General features: G+C 38.6%; 20 protein-coding genes. 17 read left to right on the plus strand and 3 right to left on the minus strand.

Annotated features, from left to right (window positions below; all coding sequences use genetic code 11):
• Window positions 1-4 precede the first annotated feature (4 nt).
• The 10 genes from FI644_RS22300 to FI644_RS22345 all read left to right on the plus strand — a co-directional run bounded on the left by FI644_RS22300 (window position 5) and on the right by FI644_RS22345 (window position 8,083).
• On the plus strand, window positions 5-751 hold the full coding sequence (locus tag FI644_RS22300; RefSeq protein WP_053476072.1) for an ABC transporter ATP-binding protein: 747 nt from the start codon (window positions 5-7) through the stop codon (window positions 749-751).
• A complete protein-coding gene (locus FI644_RS22305) occupies window positions 738-1,505 on the plus strand; it encodes an ABC transporter permease (protein ID WP_053476071.1) in 768 nt (255 codons plus the stop codon). Before FI644_RS22300 ends, FI644_RS22305 begins: the two co-directional genes overlap by 14 nt.
• Window positions 1,506-1,529: 24 nt before the next feature.
• Complete coding sequence (locus FI644_RS22310; protein ID WP_053476070.1) at window positions 1,530-2,528, plus strand: ABC transporter substrate-binding protein; 999 nt, start codon at window positions 1,530-1,532, stop codon at window positions 2,526-2,528.
• A 29-nt stretch (window positions 2,529-2,557) separates the two neighbouring features.
• Entirely contained in the window at window positions 2,558-3,079 is a 522-nt protein-coding gene (gene thiW / locus FI644_RS22315) for an energy coupling factor transporter S component ThiW (protein ID WP_053476069.1), read from the plus strand.
• The gene (thiD, locus tag FI644_RS22320) at window positions 3,048-3,854 is read left to right on the plus strand and encodes a bifunctional hydroxymethylpyrimidine kinase/phosphomethylpyrimidine kinase (RefSeq protein WP_053476068.1); all 807 of its coding nucleotides are present in this window, start codon (window positions 3,048-3,050) and stop codon (window positions 3,852-3,854) included. The genes thiW and thiD overlap by 32 nt, the downstream gene beginning before the upstream one ends.
• Window positions 3,855-3,875: 21 nt before the next feature.
• A complete protein-coding gene (thiM, locus tag FI644_RS22325; RefSeq protein WP_053476067.1) occupies window positions 3,876-4,679 on the plus strand; it encodes a hydroxyethylthiazole kinase in 804 nt (267 codons plus the stop codon).
• Entirely contained in the window at window positions 4,676-5,293 is a 618-nt protein-coding gene (gene thiE, locus FI644_RS22330) for a thiamine phosphate synthase (protein WP_142108831.1), read from the plus strand. The genes thiM and thiE overlap by 4 nt, the downstream gene beginning before the upstream one ends.
• Before the next feature lie 145 nt (window positions 5,294-5,438).
• The gene (locus FI644_RS22335; RefSeq protein ID WP_142108832.1) at window positions 5,439-6,311 is read left to right on the plus strand and encodes a 2OG-Fe(II) oxygenase; all 873 of its coding nucleotides are present in this window, start codon (window positions 5,439-5,441) and stop codon (window positions 6,309-6,311) included.
• Between the two features lie 114 nt (window positions 6,312-6,425).
• Window positions 6,426-7,676, plus strand: a complete 1,251-nt coding sequence (locus FI644_RS22340; protein WP_053476064.1) for an ATP-binding protein — start codon at window positions 6,426-6,428, stop codon at window positions 7,674-7,676.
• A 77-nt stretch (window positions 7,677-7,753) separates the two neighbouring features.
• Window positions 7,754-8,083, plus strand: a complete 330-nt coding sequence (locus FI644_RS22345) for a rhodanese-like domain-containing protein (RefSeq protein WP_053477531.1) — start codon at window positions 7,754-7,756, stop codon at window positions 8,081-8,083.
• A gap of 18 nt (window positions 8,084-8,101) precedes the next feature.
• Here FI644_RS22345 and FI644_RS22350 read toward each other — a convergent pair whose 3' ends face one another.
• Together FI644_RS22350 and FI644_RS22355 are read right to left on the minus strand one after the other, a co-directional pair.
• Window positions 8,102-8,563, minus strand: coding sequence for a CBO0543 family protein (locus tag FI644_RS22350; protein ID WP_246066976.1), 462 nt, complete (start codon window positions 8,561-8,563; stop codon window positions 8,102-8,104).
• Complete coding sequence (locus tag FI644_RS22355) at window positions 8,490-9,644, minus strand: DUF2515 domain-containing protein (protein WP_369692255.1); 1,155 nt, start codon at window positions 9,642-9,644, stop codon at window positions 8,490-8,492. Before FI644_RS22355 ends, FI644_RS22350 begins: the two co-directional genes overlap by 74 nt.
• A 75-nt stretch (window positions 9,645-9,719) precedes the next feature.
• Here FI644_RS22355 and FI644_RS22360 point away from each other — a divergent pair, with 75 nt between their 5' ends.
• From FI644_RS22360 to FI644_RS22385, 6 genes are all read left to right on the plus strand, one after another.
• A complete protein-coding gene (locus FI644_RS22360; protein WP_053477528.1) occupies window positions 9,720-11,618 on the plus strand; it encodes a terpene cyclase/mutase family protein in 1,899 nt (632 codons plus the stop codon).
• A 124-nt stretch (window positions 11,619-11,742) separates the two neighbouring features.
• Entirely contained in the window at window positions 11,743-12,654 is a 912-nt protein-coding gene (locus tag FI644_RS22365; RefSeq protein ID WP_053476063.1) for a hypothetical protein, read from the plus strand.
• A gap of 13 nt (window positions 12,655-12,667) precedes the next feature.
• The gene (locus tag FI644_RS22370; protein WP_053476062.1) at window positions 12,668-13,324 is read left to right on the plus strand and encodes a DUF4129 domain-containing protein; all 657 of its coding nucleotides are present in this window, start codon (window positions 12,668-12,670) and stop codon (window positions 13,322-13,324) included.
• 8 nt (window positions 13,325-13,332) lie between these two features.
• On the plus strand, window positions 13,333-14,472 hold the full coding sequence (locus tag FI644_RS22375) for a DUF4350 domain-containing protein (protein ID WP_053476061.1): 1,140 nt from the start codon (window positions 13,333-13,335) through the stop codon (window positions 14,470-14,472).
• The gene (locus tag FI644_RS22380; protein WP_053476060.1) at window positions 14,469-15,398 is read left to right on the plus strand and encodes an AAA family ATPase; all 930 of its coding nucleotides are present in this window, start codon (window positions 14,469-14,471) and stop codon (window positions 15,396-15,398) included. Before FI644_RS22375 ends, FI644_RS22380 begins: the two co-directional genes overlap by 4 nt.
• Window positions 15,349-16,707 carry a DUF58 domain-containing protein gene (locus FI644_RS22385; protein WP_056684691.1) on the plus strand — a complete coding sequence of 453 codons (1,359 nt, stop codon included), beginning with the start codon at window positions 15,349-15,351 and terminating at the stop codon, window positions 16,705-16,707. Before FI644_RS22380 ends, FI644_RS22385 begins: the two co-directional genes overlap by 50 nt.
• Here FI644_RS22385 and FI644_RS22390 read toward each other — a convergent pair.
• Window positions 16,685-17,665: a stage II sporulation protein M gene (locus FI644_RS22390; RefSeq protein ID WP_053476058.1), complete on the minus strand. Its 981-nt coding sequence runs from the start codon at window positions 17,663-17,665 to the stop codon at window positions 16,685-16,687. The two genes, FI644_RS22385 and FI644_RS22390, sit on opposite strands and share 23 nt — an antisense overlap.
• A 128-nt stretch (window positions 17,666-17,793) precedes the next feature.
• On the opposite strand from FI644_RS22390, the gene FI644_RS22395 reads away from it, so the two are divergent.
• Window positions 17,794-18,594 carry an RDD family protein gene (locus FI644_RS22395; RefSeq protein ID WP_053476057.1) on the plus strand — a complete coding sequence of 267 codons (801 nt, stop codon included), beginning with the start codon at window positions 17,794-17,796 and terminating at the stop codon, window positions 18,592-18,594.
• The last annotated feature ends 136 nt before the right edge of the window (window positions 18,595-18,730 follow it).

Here is an 18,730-nt window from a genome sequence, read left to right on the forward strand (position 1 = left end):
AGAAATGACGCTCGTGTTAAAAAATGTTTCCTACACATTTACGAATAAAGGAAACCAACACAACAAAGTGATCTCGGAATTAAGTATGCAAGTAAATCGTGGGGAATTCGTCTCTCTCATTGGCAAAAGCGGCACAGGCAAAAGCACGATATTAAAATTGGTAACTGGCCTGCTTAAACAAGATGAAGGAGAAATATCCATAAACGGCAAGTCCATTTCGCTTGGGGATGTTGGCTATATGCCCCAGCGAGACCTGCTGCTTCCATGGCGATCAATCATTGATAATATCATAATTGCAGCGGAATTCCGGAAGGATTTACAGATTACTAGAGAAGAAGCAAGAAATTGGCTGAATCATGTTGGCCTGATTGAATATGAAAACGCCCTGCCTAAACAATTGTCTGGAGGGATGCGGCAGCGTGCAGCCTTCCTTCGGGCACTGCTGACAGGCAAAGACTTGCTATTGCTAGATGAACCGTTCGGCGCTCTTGATGCATTTACCAAAAGAGAGATGCAAGCATGGCTGTTATCCATTTGGCAGGAGCTAAATAAAACGGTTTTGTTTATAACCCATGACCTGGAGGAAGCATGTCTTCTTAGTGACAGAATCATCCTGCTGCACCCAGACAAAAAGATAGAAGAAATAAATGTAGATCTGCCGCGTCCACGATTTCCTGACCTGCTGCATTCAACAGAATTGGCTGGATTGCGACACGAACTGGAGAAAAAGATTGCCAATGAAACAGATTAAGAGATGGATTCAGAGTTATAGTCTATTTATCGTTTTTGCAAGTTTACTATTAATCGTATTTGAATGGCTAGTCAGGGGAGAGATAATCCCTTCATTTATTATACCTGCCCCAACCAGCGTCATTGTGATGATCCTGGAAAATTGGCGGCCATTAGTTTTGGAGCATTTAAGCGCAACCATGCTTGAATTTTTCATCGGCTTTTTTATATCAGTTATAGGCGGTGTATTACTTGCAGTTTGGATGTTTTTTTCAAAAACAGTTGAGAAAATGTTATATCCTGCTGTACTGATTTCACAGATGATGCCGATTATTGCCCTATCACCAATCTTTGTCCTTTGGTTTGGCTATACGTTATGGAGCAAGGTTGCCGTGACCGTATTAATCTCATTTTTTCCAATTGTTGTTGGTACATATGATGGTCTTAAGTCAGGGGATAAAGAATATATCGAGCTACTTCGATCGATGGGTGCAACACGATGGCACACGTTTACAAAGCTGAACATTCCAATGGCTTTGCCATCCTTTTTCTCTGGGTTGAAGCTTGCAACAGTCTATGCACTTGTTGGAGCGACGATTGGCGAATGGCTTGGTGCAAGTGAAGGGTTGGGTTATTACAGCAGGCGAATGTCTGGCAATTTAAATGCAGAAGGGGTTTTTGCAGCCATCACGATATTGACGATCATTGGCATCCTTCTTTTTTCCGTCATGACAGCTATTGAAAAGAAAGCATTACACTGGAAAAATACAGAATAACAAACAACTGGAGTTGGTTAGTAGATGAAAAGAATTTTGTTTCTTATTTTAATAATGGCAATGCTGCTTACAGCTTGTTCAGAAAATAATACAAATAGCAATGAGAAAGAGAAGCTAGAAGATATTAGCATCATGCTAGATTGGTATCCAAATGCAGTACATACAGCTATTTATACTGCAAAAGAAAAGGGCTACTTTGCCGATGCAGGGCTAAACGTCAACATTGAGATGCCTGCAGATACGAATGATCCGTTGAAGCTTGCGGCTACTGGAAAGGTCGACTTGGCAATCAGCTACCAAACACAGCTTTTAGTCTCAAGAGCAGAAGGGATTCCGGTAGTATCAGTCGCTGCTCTTGTCAGACATTCACTTGATGCAATCATGTTTAAAAAGGATAGCGGAATACAATCACCAAAGGATTTGGAAGGGAAAAATATTGGGTATCCATCAGCATCTGTCAATGAAGCAGTCGTTTCTACGATTGTAAAGAAAGTTGGCGGAGACATGAATAAAGTGAAAATGACCGATGTTGGCTGGGATTTAATGTCGTCACTTGCGACTGATAATGTGGATGCGCTTACTGGTGCTTATATTAACCATGAACTTGTCCTGTTAAATAAAGAAGGCTATGACATGGATATTCTTAAACTAACTGACTTTGGAGTTCCAGATAACTATGAACTTGTAATTGTTACAGGAGAGAAAACATTAAAGAAGAAAAAAGCAGCCTTTGAAAAATTCTGGCAAGCGGTAACAAAGGCACAGGAAGACGTTAAAAAAGATCCCGCTGCCGGTCTTAAAGTTCTGCTGGATCATGAAAATGATAGCTTTCCTCTAGATAAGGAAGTGGAGACTGAAAGTTTACAAGTGCTTTTACCCCTAATGGAGGAGGCAAATGTGCCGTTCGGGTATCAAGAGGAGGACACTTGGAATGAAGTCGCTATTTGGCTTTATGAATCAAAGGTAATAAAGGAGAAATTGAATGCAAAAGAAGCATTCGTTAATATCGTTTCCAAAGAATGAAAACTACAAAACGAGAGGGAGGATTTAGTATGGATAAAACAAAGAAGCTTACATTAACTGCGCTCATCGCAGCCATTACAACTGTATCAAGCAGTCTCATTTACATTCCAGTAGGATTTGCGAAGATCTTCCCGATTCAGCATTTTGCCAATGTCTTATCAGCTGTGCTGCTTGGTCCATGGTATGCAGTCTTTCAAGCAGTTATTTCCTCAACATTAAGGAACATGCTCGGGACTGGAAGTATTTTTGCTTATCCCGGCAGTATGATCGGGGCATTTTTGGCAGCCATTCTATATAGGAAAACAAAGAATCTTAATTTTGCAGCAGCAGGGGAAGTAATCGGGACAGGGATACTTGGAGCAATGGCCACCTATCCAATTTCCATTCTGTTATTAGGACAGGAAGCAACATTGTTTGGCTTTATACCTGCATTTATGATCAGTTCATTCACTGGTGCGCTCATGGGATATGGCTTGCTGAAAATATTAGTTCGAAATAAGGCAATTGGAGGAATGCTCGATGAAAACAGCACTTACAATCGCGGGCTCTGATTCTGGAGGCGGAGCTGGCATTCAGGCAGATTTGAAAGCATTCTCAGCACATGGAGTTTACGGAATGTCGGTTATAACGGCCGTTACAGCACAAAATACACAAGAGGTTCGATCCGTACAAAATATTGAAAATTCTATTATAAAGGATCAAATGGAGGCTGTTTTTGATGATATTTGTGTGGATGCTGTAAAAATTGGCATGCTATCATCTGCAAAAACTGCAGAGACAGTCGCTGCTTCATTACAAAAATATCAACCTGCGTTTGTTGTTCTTGATCCTGTCATGGTATCTAAAGGAGGGCATCATTTACTACAGCTTGATGCTGTGTCAGCATTGAAAGAAAAAATAATTCCAATGGCAACCTTAATAACCCCAAACATCCCTGAAGCTGAAGTGTTAGTGATGGATACTATTCATACGCCTGAAGATATGATGGCAGCCTGTCTCGCCATTGCAGCTCTCGGGGCTAAAGCTGTCCTACTAAAAGGCGGACATCTGCATGGCGATCCGAACGATTTATTATTTGATGGGGAAAATTTCACTTGGATAACAGGAACTCGGATTCATACAAAAAACACACACGGAACTGGCTGCACATTGTCATCAGCCATTACTGCAAATCTAGCAAATGGTGCTTCGTTAATAGACTCTGTTCAAGAAGCTAAAAAATATATTACATTAGCCATTACACATAGTCTAAATCTAGGCAAGGGGTACGGACCGACGAATCATTTCTACGAGCTTTATAAGAAAGCAGACCTAGTGACAAAGTAATAACGCAGGGGGATATAACATATGCAAAAACATGAGATTAAGGACTTATTCTTAAGAGTAAAAGAACAGAACCCATTAGTGCACCATATTACAAATCATGTAACGATCAATGATTGTGCCAATGCAACGCTTGCGCTTGGAGGCTCACCTGTCATGGCAACAAGTATCGAAGAGGGAGCAGATATGGTGAAGTTAGCAAACGCCCTTGTCATAAACTTTGGCACCATTGATGATGAAACATATGCTGCAATGGTTCGAGCGGGGCAAGCAGCAAATAAAAAGGGGATACCAGTTATATTCGATCCAGTTGGCGTAGGAGCTACCCCCTTTCGTACCAATCGAGCAAAGGAATTTTTAGAGCATGTAAGGGTATCGATTGTTAGAGGGAATGCATCGGAGGTATTTGCCTTAATCGGCGGAGAAGCAAGCACAAGAGGGGTTGACTCAGGCACCTTGTCCATTTCAGTAAGAGATTTAGCTAAGAATGCAGCAAATAAGCTTCAGGCAATTGCAGTGATTAGCGGGGAATTGGATACCGTTTCAAATGGAAAAAAAATAGTCCAAATCGAAAATGGAGATATTTGGTTAACTCGAATTACTGGAACAGGGTGTATGACAGCTTCCTTAATTGCATGTTTTTCCGGGGTTACTGAAGATTGGTTCTTGGCTGCGATTGCAGGGATGTCTGTCATGAGCTTAGCAGGAGAACGTGCAAAAAAAGCACTTCAAGACAATGAGGGGATCGGAACATATCGTATGAAGCTAATGGATGAAATCTTCCTCATGGATAACCAAATCTGGGCAGAAGGAGTGCGTTTATCATGAAGCCGGATTACACGTTGTATTTAGTTACAGAGGAGTCCATGCCATTAGATCAACTGCTGCGTACAGTTGAAGAAGCTGTCAAAGGAGGCGTCACTATCGTCCAGCTTCGAGAAAAAAATGCTTCGGGAAAAAGCTTTTTTGAAAAAGCAAAAAGCATGAAGACTTTGCTATCTGCCTATCATGTTCCACTGATCATCAATGACCGTGTGGATGTCGCTTTAGCTGTTGGTGCCGACGGTATTCATATCGGACAAAGCGACCTTCCATTAGCAGCAGTTAGAAATATTGTCCCTTCATCTATGTTTGTAGGAATTTCTGTTTCTACAATTAACGAAGCAAAAGAGGCAGAGAAAATTGGTGCGGATTATATCGGGGTCGGTGCCGTATTTCCAACTCATTCGAAAGTGGATGCCGAAGTATTACCCGCAGGAATGTTAGCAGAGATTACGAATGCTGTTTCAATCCCTGCTGTAGCTATTGGAGGGATTAAACTTGATCATATCTCTAAGCTTCGTGAAATGAATATTGCTGGAGTGGCGATTGTATCTGGCATCATGAAGGTAAATGATCCTTACAATGCAGCAAGCTCTTACAGGAAGGAAATGGAGATTTAGCATTTATAATATTTTTTTTAGGTCAACTAGTTATCTAGTTGGCCATTTTTATTCATATTCCTAAATTTACAAGTTGTTTCAGAAAGTCTGGAAAAGTTCTATAATAAAAATATAAAAACAATTTCAACAATAAGGAGAATCTGTTATGGAAAAGATTACCCGCATTTCAAATGAACTGAAGGACTGGATTCTACAAACATTAAAAAGCGGTGTAAATCCTGAATCAATTGTTGCTGCTATGGTTAAGAAAGGATTCGACCAAGATTTTGCCTATTTAACAATGTTACGTATCTTAAACAATCAATCTTTAAAAACCGTTGATGGCAATCAAAGCCCATATATGTATGAATCTATTGAAATAGCAAAAAGGGGAAATATTATAACAACAACTGACCGAGAAGTTATGGTGCTTTTGAAAATGGACAAGCCATGCATCATTTATCTTGATAATGTACTAAGTATAGAAGAATGTGACCAGTTAATTCATTTATCAACGAATCGACTTCAACCTTCAGAAATTATCGACCCAATAACAGGAGAAAAAAAAGCGGTACCTGGAAGAACGAGCAAAGGTGCCTATTATCATTTAAATGAAACAAATCTTATTGCCACGATTGAAAGAAGAATAGAAGAAATAACGAGTCACCCGCTTAATCACGGAGAGGGCCTTCAAGTGTTGAACTATAACATTGGCGAGGAATATAAGGCCCATTTTGATTACTTTCCTGCCAATCAAATTGATATGGATAAAGGTGGACAACGGATCGCAACATTCTTAATCTATTTAAATGATGTAGGGGCAGGCGGTGAAACGATTTTTCCAAAAGTCGGATTATCTATCGTTCCTAAAAAGGGAACGGCTGTTTATTTCCATTATGGTAATAGTCATGGTCAAGTGGATCGGATGTCTTTACATAGCAGTATTCCCGTTATAACTGGGGAGAAATGGGTGGCAACAAAATGGATCCGTCAAACAACTATTTGCCAGAACAGTCAAATGAATGAGGTTCTAACTTAATAAAAGAATTTATTATTCAATAAATAATAATTCAAACAAATCCTAATCTTGCCAAAATATAGAATATAAACGTAAAATAAGAGAAAGGTTTTTGTGACACAGGGAGTGTGCCCGATGGAAATGATGAACGGCTTGCTTATTAATCTTCTCTTTATTCTTATTTTCGTTTTACTTACAAATATGCTATTATTACACAAAAATAAATTTATTCAATCCTCAGTATGGAACTTTTATTTTGTTTTTATCATTTGTACGCTAATTGTCATCTGCCTGCAATTATCTGTTTCAGTAGGACATGGTTTTATTTATGATTTACGGTTTGTCCCATTTCTTCTAGGTGGTTTATATGGCGGGAAACGTATAACAATTGGATTAGGAATTTTTCTCCTAACTATTCGATTTATTCTTGGCGGAGATGGGTTTTGGTTATCTTTGTTTCTAATAATTATTTCAACAATTGGTATTTTCATGATCTCACCGATCTATGTAAAAAAGTCACTTTGGACTAAATTAAGCATTGTATCTATATTTTCCATTGGATATGCAGTCATAGGCTATTTGACCCCTGCATTATTATATGGTTTTCACGACCTTACGGAATTTGCAATTTATAGCATTATTTTAGTCATTTCTACCTTTTTTGTAACGTATCTTGCAGAGATCCTCAGAACTGCATTTGTATTACAGCTCGAGGCAATGAAATTCGAGAAAATGGAAATTGTCAGTCATTTAGCAGCTAGTATCAGTCATGAAGTAAGAAACCCGCTAACTGCCGTTATCGGCTTTCTACAACTAATAGGGGAAAGCGAGCATACAAATGAGAAAAGTAAATCATATGCCATGTTTGCTATTGAAGAAGCCAATCGGGCTTCTGACATCATAAATGATTATCTAACCTTTGCTAAGCCACACTCAAATGAAGAATGTTTAATGAACATTGAAAAGGAAATCAATAAGTGTCACGATATTCTACGCCCGCTTACTTTAAAGCAAAATGTAGATATAGAATCTTTTTTTCAACATGCGGGTTCGATTAAAGGGGATCCCCATAAGTTCCACCAAGTATTACTAAATATTGTTAAAAACAGCATTGAAGCAATGCCAGAAGGAGGCATGTTAACAATCCAAACGTTTGAAAACCGTGGTCGTATCCATATAAAAATAACCGATACCGGACATGGCATGAAGCCTGAACATATTGCTAGACTTGGGGAGCCATATTTCTCATTAAAGGGGCAAAAAGGGACAGGCTTAGGAATGATGGTTGTTTATCGAATTGTAGAAAGCATGAAGGGTACAGTAACTGTAATAAGCGAAATCGATATTGGCACATCCATTACTCTGTCGTTCCCGAGTTTCTCGTAAGGTCATTCATTCTTTGTTACCTGTTTTTCATGTATAATATGGATGAGAATACTAGTTTGGGGGGACATCCATTTCTTATGAAAACAATAAAACCAGTTGAATTAAGTAACAGATTGCAGAAGAATGAAGAAGTATTTATTCTCGATGTAAGAGCAGAAGAAAAATACAATCATTATCATATCAAGGAACAATATATACATAGTGTAAACATCGAAAAAACACATATTTTTGATGAGAATGATATGGAGTCAATTTCTAGCTTGCCGAAGGATAAAGAAATAATCATCACTTGTACAACAGGAAACTCAGCAAGAAAATGTGCGGAAATTTTAGCTGAAAAAGAATTCAATGTTACCTTGCTTGAAGGCGGAATTACTGCATGGAAGGATTATAAAGCTACTAAGTAAGCGGTTAAGAATGACCGCTTACTTTTTTATATACATAATGAACTGATTAAAAGAGAGTATCATTGTGAAGTAGATTCCGTAACCAATAAACGAATACAAATGTTTCCAAGAATGATGATGCACAAATACTCCTAATCCTTCAGCTTGCTTTTCGAAAACAGCCATGAGCATGCTAAGAGCTATAATAAACATTGCAATTTTCCAACTCTTTAACTTCCTGCATACAATTAAGAAAAATACAGTCAGTAATGGAAGACCAATGAGAGAAAAAGCAATATGTATAGTGAAAATTTCGGGCAATGGTCTTGCTGGAAAAGAATAAAGCCCTCTACCAACAAAATAAAGGTCTAGGTATGTTCCATATAATGAAGAAAGCAGGATGATCGGAAGGAAATCCATCATGCTTTTAATCACGGAATGAAATGGCTTTTTTCGTGATAACCGCGAGTTCGAGCCTTTCAAGTGTTTTGCAATAGTCATTCTCAATCTCTCCATCTATTATTTCTTCCACACGGGGTAAGTAATTGATTACCCCTGCATCCTTATACCAATCTCCTATTTCCGCACAAGGATGGTTTTGATTTTTCCATGCAAATTCTAAACTTGGACTATAAATACGCGATGAACCCGGAATAATTTGACATGATTTTATCCGTTGTTTTAAAATTCTTCCAGGGACTCCTTCATCCACATCATGAAAAAAATGTGGCCAGTAATCCATTCGCGAACCCGAATGCGGATGCTCATTAGCCCATTGAACAGTCATTTCAAATCGTTCATTATTATTAAACAGGACATGATATAATCGTTTTCCAAGTAAAATACGTTCATGTAAACTTTCAAAATGACGTAATGTTTGTCCAGCAAGCTTTTGCTTCCCATTACATGAATAGGGAAAAAGAATATGATTCATAGATAGGAACTCCTGCAGCTTGAATTCCAATGTATTAAACACCTTCTTTTTAAAAGAAGAGTTTTGTAAAACTCTCGCCTCCAAATAGCTTTGTTCATTCACGATTAAAGCCATCGTCAACAGATATACATCTCGTTCCTTCCAAAACTCATTCCAGATAACTTCCATAAAGATGGAAACGTTTAAATTTGGCAGTAAGTGAAATAGATTCGTCCTGCTATTTAAACTTGCTTCATAGAGCAAGAATTGTGGAAAAGCATCTTGAAAAATCAGCCAATTTCCCCGCTCTAAAAATGAAAAAAACGACTTAGCTTCTTTGCTCGTTAATAGCTTTGAAAGAATCCCTCCCTTCAAGTCTGTCATATTCCACCCACCGTTCCTAGACACCATATGTCCTAAAAAAGCCCAGTGTATTTCTGGATGCCGATTAAAAAAGGCGAGATATGCTTTTGTTCTAGTTACATTGTTTTGATTTAAACGATTGGTCTCCCTTTTGATCTTTTGTATAAAATCATTCTCACTCTGGGATAGTGTTTCTATTTGTTTCGGTTTTTTAGACCTTTTTTTCAGCTCCTTTTTAAGTCTTAATAGACGTTCAGAAAGTTGAGGTTTTTCTAGTTTCTTAAGCTTACAAAAGATGTCCACCACCCCCTAATGAATGGTTCTTGCAAAAGTTGAATATGTATTTGTATATATCAAAAAGCAGGGAGAGAAATAAAAATGATGAAGAGCCGCATCAGTGCAGGAATAAACCAGCTGATAGAAAAGCTGCAGCAAGATCAATCACCTAATGGTTCATGGGATTATCCGTTCGAAACAGGAATATCCACTGATTGTTATATGATCATTTTATTAAGAACATTAGAAATTCATGATGAAATCTTAATCAAACAGCTGACAGATCGAATAATAAGTAAACAGGAGAAAACCGGAGCATGGAAACTTTATTATGATGAAGGAGAGGGTAATATTACAGCCACCGCAGAGGCTTATTATGCACTCCTTTATTCTGGATATTACAGGAAGCAGGATCTTCGGTTAAAAAAGGCAAGACAGTATATATTAGCAAATGGCGGTTTAGACAACGTTCATCTGCTTACAAAACTCATGCTTGCGATGACTGGTCAGCTGAAATGGCCAGCTCGATTCCCGTTGCCCATAGAACTAATATTGCTGCCGCCTACATTCCCAATAAATTTTTATAGTTTTTCCGTGTTTGGCAGGGCAAATATGGCTCCAATCATGATTCTAGCTGATCGAAAATATTGTCTTCGCTCAAAGGACAGTCCCGATTTGTCCGATTTATTGACTCGAAAGCATGATCACTCTGACAACGATTCTGTTCATTTTCATAACACGGAAGAATGGCGTTCCTTATATGAAACGATTGAGAAAGGAATCAAATGCCTTATTGGGCTGCCAAGCTATATTCATAAACTAGCAACGGAGCAGACAAAACAATATATGCTTGCACGTATTGAACCGAATGGAACATTCCTAGGTTACTTTAGCTCCACGTTTTTAATGATATTTGCCTTGTTGTCATTAGGTTATTCGAAAAAGGATCCGATCATTATTAAGGCAGTGAAAGGCTTAAAGTCAATGAAATGTGAGATAAATGGTCAGACTCATATACAATATACGAATGCTGCTGTTTGGAATACTTCATTAATTAGCTATGCTATACAGGAAGCTGGGCTCTCGACAAAGAAACAAATGCTAGAAAGGGCCAACAACTATTTGCTTAGTCAGCAGCATTATAAATACGGGGATTGGATCATTCATAATCCTTCCAGCTTTCCAGGAGGCTGGGGATTTTCGGATAATAATACGCTTCATCCTGATGTGGATGATACAACGGCTTCTTTACGTGCGATTGCAAGAAATGTCCAAAACGCCCCAAATTACCGTCAATCATGGGATAGAGGAGTTATGTGGGCATTATCCATGCAGAACGATGATGGAGGATGGCCTGCGTTTGAAAAAAATACGAATAGCAGGCTAGTAAAAATGCTGCCGATTGATAAAGCAGAATTTCTGCTGACTGATCCATCTTCAGCAGATTTAACAGGGAGAACTTTAGAATTTCTATGCTCATGTACAAATCTATCAAAAAATCATGAAGCAATTAAAAACGGAATGAATTGGCTCCTTCGTAATCAAGAAAAGGATGGCTCCTGGTATGGACGGTGGGGGATTTGTTATATATATGGAACATGGGCAGCAATAACCGGACTCCGTTCTGCAGCTGTAGGAGAAACTCATCATTCCGTTAGGGCTGCAAGCGTTTGGCTATTATCTATTCAAAATCCAGATGGCGGCTGGGGGGAGTCATGTAAAAGTGATAGTAAACAATCCTATATCCCATTAAAAGCAAGCACACTAACTCACACGGCTTGGGCGGTGGATGCTTTAATTGCAGTCTCTGACAAACCAACAAAAGCAATAAATGCCGGAATAAATTATCTATTGAATCATCTCCATCATAAGGACTGGACAACGGATTATCCTAAGGGGCAGGGAATGGCGGGTGACTTTTATATTCATTACCACAGCTATCGTTTTATTTTTTCTTTACTTGCTTTGGCACATTATCAAAACAAATACCATACACGTCAATAGAACTTATATTTTATCTCTCATTTTCTGCGTTTCATATCAATTTACATGTTTTTACACAATAAATGCCAGAAAAATGTTAAAATAGGCGATATGACTATTATTCTAATTAGGAGGATTTCAACTATTGGATACTAAATTTAATAAGCCCAAAACCTTTGGCGAAATATTAGATCATACGTTCATCTTAAGTAAAAACCGCTTTAAAGACTTTTTCTTGATTTTACTTATATTAATGGGACCTATTTATTTACTGCAAGCAATTATTCAGCTTTTATCAGGGGTTAGTTTTTTCAGAGAACTTGGAAGTGGAGAATTATGGTTTGAGCAAATTCTTTCGAGTTTTGATGAAACAGCTATCCCGCTTGACAGTTCGATTGGTGCTAATATTTCATTAATATTGACTGGTTTATTTGGAATCATCTTGTTCCCAGTAGCAGAAGCAGCTGTTCTTTTTGCGATAAATCACATCCGAAAAAATGAGGAATATTCAGTAGGTTCTGTCATTAAAGAAGCCTTTTCCCGTTTTTGGCCAATTTTAGGAAGCACGATTTTATTTGGACTAATTACGTTTGGATTAATCATTGTACCCATTCTTATGATTAGTTTTACAGGTGTTTTCGGAGCTATCATTCATCCGGCAATCGGGATCATTTTTGCTGTTTTACTATTTTTGGGTTTTGCTGTTGGCATTGGATACTTATTGACTCGCTGGAGCTTTTACTTTGGCTCTGTCGTTCTAGACCGGGAATCACCTGGCTTTACCCGAAGCTGGCGGCTTACGAAAAAGCGTACATGGCTGCTCATGGGGCTTTATATTATCTTTTATATCATCATAACGACAATTAGCAGCGCAATCGAGATCACCTTTGGGATCTTTCTAGGAAAAAGTGTCCTATTATCAATCATTGTCAATTTAGCAACCATTTTGACAACTATGCTACTCACTGTTGGATACGCCGTCATGTATCTTGATTTGAAAACAAGACATGATGCGGATGATATTAAAGATATGATTGAAGATTACAAGTCTTATTAAAAGGTGACGATCAATGTTAAAGGATAGCAAGGCAAGAGATGAGCTTGAGGAAATACTTAAGGAACGCGAATATCAGGCTTATTACGATGATTCGAAAGGATTAATTTCCATATGGTGGGAAAAGGTGAAGGATTGGTTTGCCGATTTGTTAGCAGATTTATTTCCTTCCTTTGCTCCTTCTAGTGCTGCAGCAGGACCCATCCTCATTGGAATCATTGTTATCATGATCATTTCCCTTGGTGTCATTGCTTTTTTTATCTTTCGGAATAGAAAAAGAAATCGGATGCTGCATGATCATAAGCCATTACAATCTATGAATGAAATGAATTGGTCCTTTCAAAGACATCTATCAGAATCGCAAAAACATGAAGCAAACGGAGAGTATACATTGGCAACCCGCCATTTATTTTTAGCTTTGCTTCTCTATTTTCATGAAAAAGAATGGCTTGTTGCTCGAATTTGGAAGACGAACTGGGAGTATTATGATGAGCTCCGTAAAGTAAATCAAGAGTGGGCGGATCAATTTTATCACCTTGCACGATTATTTGATGAAGTGACTTATGGTAAGCACAATATCCAAATAGAGGAGTTTTTACAGTTTCGAATCACTGCAATGAAGTGGCTCGAAAATTCAGAGGAGATACGTGAATTTGGTGTAGAAAGGAGGTAGCTGCTAATTTGCAAAAGACACTTGAAAAGAGACGACCATGGATTTGGCTAGGTATTCTTCTTATTCTATTTATACTCCTTAGTTATTTCGGTCTTTCCAAACAGCCAAAACCATATCCAAATTATGTGTCTGAATCTCCATCACCAACTGGAGTCAAGGCATTTTATACATATTTAAAGGATAAAAGAGAAGTAAACAGATGGTTGCATTCTCCTGAAAACCTGCCAAAAAGTGAAGATGAGCATTTGCTCCTAATGGTGGAGCCTTATTTTATCCCTGAAAAGGAAGAAATGGATGCGTACTTGGAGTTTATGGAAAAAGGGAATACCATCCTATTGTTTCATACGAATCCGAAAGGGATGTTTGATATTGAAATCGAGCATTTGAGCTCTGACACTTATTTGGGCGAGGATTTACGTGTAAGTGACAATAATGGGACTGGTTATCGTGCTGATTTGCATTCGCCTATCCGTCTTCAAACAAACGAACAAGATAAAATTTTGCTAAAAGATGAAGCTGGAGTACTTGCCTTCAAACGATCGTTTGGCAAAGGACAATTAATTGTCTCTAACTCTCCTGAATGGATAATAAATGGCAGCATTTTAAGCGTTGATCATCTTCCTCTTATTCTTTCTTTAATAAATGAAGAAGAGAATACAAGTCTCTTATTTGATGAATTTGTTCATGGAGCTCAAAACAGCTCCACATTTTTGACATTGTATCCAAAATGGTTTTTACTGTTGCTGCTGCAAAGTGCGCTCATTGCGATTCTATGGCTAATAGCACACGGAAAGCGATTCGGACCGATCTTTATCCCGAGGGAAGAGAGCGTTCGATTTAGTGATGAAGGCATTCGCGCCTTGTCTGCCTGGTACTTAAGAGGCCGGCGATACCAAGAATCATTATCATATCAAGCTGATTATGTGAAGCTTTTGCTTCAAGAACGATGGGGGATTCCAGTCAGCAAAGAATGGAAAGATCTTTCTGCTCCATTAGAACGAAAGTGGACAAACATACCTGCATACGAGATTAAAACATTTTTAAATGAACTAATCACAATCCTACAAAAAGAACATGTAAACAAGCAAGAATACTTGCTATGGTCAAAAAGGCTTGACCGTTTAAGGAAAGAGGTGGAGGAATCTTGAAGACAGAAATAACATCTTTATTGGAAAAATATGAAGAACGAATTTTAGGTCAACATACAAATCTTAGACTCCTATTATCAGCTATTTTAGCAGGGGGGCATGTCCTTCTAGAAGGAGTACCTGGTACAGGTAAAACTCAAATGGTCAGAACTCTCGCTGCACTGCTCGGAGGAGATTTTAGCAGAATACAGTTCACTCCTGACTTGCTTCCAAGTGATATTACCGGAAGCACGATTTACAATATGAAAGATAACACATTTCAAACGATTAAGGGTCCCGTTTTTACGAATATCCTTTTAGCTGATGAAATTAACCGTACTCCAGCGAAGACACAAGCGGCACTTCTTGAAGCGATGGAAGAAAAACAAGTAACGATACAAGGCGAAACCTATCTATTACCTGATGTATTTTTCGTTGTGGCCACACAGAACCCAATCGAGTTTGAAGGTACCTATCCGCTGCCTGAAGCTCAGCAGGATCGTTTTCTATTCAAGCTTCACATTGATTTTCCATCTTTTGATGAGGAAAAAAATGTCCTAAAACAAGTGATTGAAAAAAAATTTGATAAACAAACCCTTGGATCCATTCTTGATATGGACACTTTTTCAGCAGTCAAGAAAGAGATTGAAAAAGTAACAATGGAAGATCAGGTTATTGATTATATTATGCAGTTGGTCAGAAGGACAAGGGAGACTGAATCGATTCGTTTCGGTGCGAGCACGAGAGCCGGGATTTCCATTGGGAAAGCGGCTCAAGCATGGGCTTACCTCTCTGGACGGGACTATGTGACACCAGATGATGTAAAGATGGTTTCCAAACCTGCATTAAGGCACCGTATTCAACTTTCCCCACATGTGGAATTGGAGGGATTGACTGTTGACCAAATCATTGAAGAGCTTGTGGGCTCGATTCCTGTTCCAAGGTAAAGGAGTCTTACCGACCAAAAGGTTATTATTGCTTTTTACTCTTTTATCTATTGCTTTAGTCATTGTATCCATTTGGGACATTTCTTGGACGTTCTTACTTACGGTAAATATACTTGTTTTGATTGCAAGCCTATTCGATTTGCTGTTTTCAGCGAAAAAAAAGGAGCTTTCTTTTAAAAGGATGGCTCCTGCAGAAATGGAAAGAGGCATTACTTATCAAGTCCAGATTGAAATAAAAAATAACTCGCCTTATTCTTTATCGTATCGGTTAATAGATGGCATCCCACAATCGTTTATTCAGCAATTCCCGCTAAAAGGGAATGTTTCTACGCAAACGACTGTTCTTGCTGCATATGAAGTGATTGCACCGGTACGGGGAGAGTATGAGATCGATAAAATCTATTTTCGCTATTCAAGTCCATTAGGTTTATGGGAAAAACAGCTAACGATTGAACAGTCAAATGCTGTTAAAGTGATTCCAGATTTAACAGAAACGAAACAATACTTGGAGAATGCACAAAAATTTTTACTGTATGAAGGAGTGAAAATCCGAAAGCAGCAAAGCGGTGTCGGTGAGTTTGCCAAAATTCGATCGTATGTCGTAGGGGATGATCCACGCAATATCAACTGGAGACAAACAGCAAAGCTCAGGGAAGTGATGACGAATGAATATGAACCCGAGCATGGAAAGCATATGACGATCTTAATTGATTGCGGCAGAATGATGGGAGCAGAACTGAAAAAAGGGAACCGTTTAGAAAAATCATTAGAGGCTGCCATCACTGTTGCAGCAGCAGCTCTCCAAAAAGGGGATTATGTATCTGTACTTGCTTTTTCAAAGGATGTAAAAGTGTTCGTTCCCGCAGCAAAAGGGATGGCACACTTGCAAACCATTCTCCAAGCGATATACAACATCGAGGTGGATGCAGCGGAATCGAATTACGCTGCAGTATTGCATTATTTAGAAACGATGCAGAAGAAGCGCAGTTTTATCCTATTATTCAGTGATGTCCGTACATTCCTGCATGAAGAAAGTGCTTTAACCTATTTAAAAAGGATGAGACAGCGACATTTGTTTCTCATGATAGGGATTGAAGATATGACGATCCAGAAGAGAATACAGATGCAGCCAGAAAATGTACAAATGGCCATGATAAAAAGTATCGCTCAGCAGCAAATGCTCTTTAAGAAAAAGGAAAAGATCAAATGGGAAAAACAAGGCCTCCAAATGATAGAGGCCCGGGAAGAAAGATTAGCAACCGCAGCTGTATCTTCTTATATTGATATTATGAATCGAAATCTGCTGTAGGTCTATTTTTCAAAAGTAAAAGCTTTCCAATCATCACATAGAGGAACAGACCAATGACGGTTATAAAGGCAACGATATATTTAGCTTCTAGCGAAATGGCTGCTGGGGTAATAAAGCCTTCAATGATTCCAGCAATGACAAAGAGCGGGATTGTACCGAGTAGCAGCTGGACTGACCGTTTCGCTTGTTGCTTTAATTGGTACCCTCTTGAAAACTTACCAGGGACGAAGAGCTTATAGCCCATTAATAAACCTGCTCCGCCTGCAATAAAGATGGCTGTAAGCTCAATCATCCCATGAGGAACGATGTAAGCCCAAAAATCATACGATTTTCCATGATGCCAAAATAGAGCAGCAAGCGCACCTACAAGGATGCCATTATAAATTAGTAAATAAACGGTCAAAAGACCAAAGGTAACGCCACCTGCAAAAGCCAGTATGGCCACTTGAATGTTATTTGTCATTATGCTCGCAGACATAAATGAAGAATCGACCTCTCCATCACTTGATCCTAATGCACTAGGATCGACTCCTTGTGCTATCTCTGGCGGTAGGATGGCGTACATATGCAATGGATCATTAACAACAGAAATGAAGCTTCCTGCAGCACCGAGGGTAAATAAAATCATCGCAGCAAGGACAAACTTCCATTGCTCTACTAATAAACCTATAAATTTCGTACTAAAAAAGTAACGAATCTGCTTCAAGCTTGAAACTTGGTCTTTATATAATAGATTATGTGATTTCGAAACGAGGCCATTTAAGTATGGTGTGACTTCTTCGGCCGGGAAGTATGTTTGGCAGTATGACAAGTTCTGTGCTGCCTTTTGATAGAGCCGATGAAACTGATCGATATCTGCTCCAGCTATCCGATTTCTCCTTTTGTGGAGGTTGGTCACGAGCTGTTCAAGCTGTTTCCATTCCTCCCGGTGCTGTTTAACAAATTGTTTTACATTCATATTAACACCTTCTTTAGGTTTGACTTTTAAATAATGGGAATATGTTTCTTTTCTCCTTATTATAGTAATTTTGTAGAAAAATAGAAACCGCTTTAGCGAAATTCAACAACAGAAGAGAGGGAAACTAAATGAATCAAGAGAATGTGGGGATTAAAACACCTGAATTTGTCTCCCTTCAATTTCAGCTTGCAGGATTAGGCAGTCGAACGGCTGCATTTATTATCGACCAATTGCTCTTAATGGTTGTAAATATTCTAATCATCGTTGCTTTTTTCTTATTTATGTATGGAACAGCAGATATAATGCTTTTGGAGATGACTTCACTACCATTAGCGATTACCATTATCGTCATCTTTCTCATTAACTGGGGCTATTTCTTTGTCTTTGAATTTTTTTCAGGTGGAAAAACGATTGGAAAGAAAATGATTGGGATTCGGGTCATTCAAGATAACGGACATAGTTTAACATTGCTTTCAAGCTTTATCCGGAATCTGCTCCGAATAATTGACTCCTTGCCAGCTAATTATTTTCTTGGGCTGATTATGATCTTTTTCCATTCAAAACATAAGCGGATTGGCGATCTTGTCGCAGGGACAATCGTTGTCCATGAGCGAAAAGCAAAGAAGAAAAAGAAGCTGACTGCTATTGATCGCGAAATTGAAAAAAGAGGACTTGCAAAAGAAGATCTGCTTATTGAAGAATGGACCCTGAAAACATTAAGCTCGAAGGAATGGAATCTAGTTAAAACATATTGCAGCCGGTTTCCGCAATTGCCATTAGAAGAAAGAAATGAACTTACCCTACAAGTAGCTGAAATCCTCTTCAAAAAGAGTGGCATCCCACTAGAAGGAAAAAGCGGTCGTGAAATTGAAGATACATTACTAATCCTTTACATGATTTTGAAAGACGAATGGGAATTTGAGTTGTAGAGTGGGGATAAATAAGCTTAGCAGCTAATTACAAAGAAAAAAGGGAACAAAACCGTAATGGTTTTCGTGCCCTTTTTTTGACTTTGGACTAGTTTTTTAAGTTAAAGGGCATTTGTATCTGAACCTGTTGCTGCTT

The organism is Cytobacillus solani (assembly GCF_006704205.1).
GTDB classification, from domain to species: Bacteria; Bacillota; Bacilli; order Bacillales; family Cytobacillaceae; genus Cytobacillus; species Cytobacillus solani.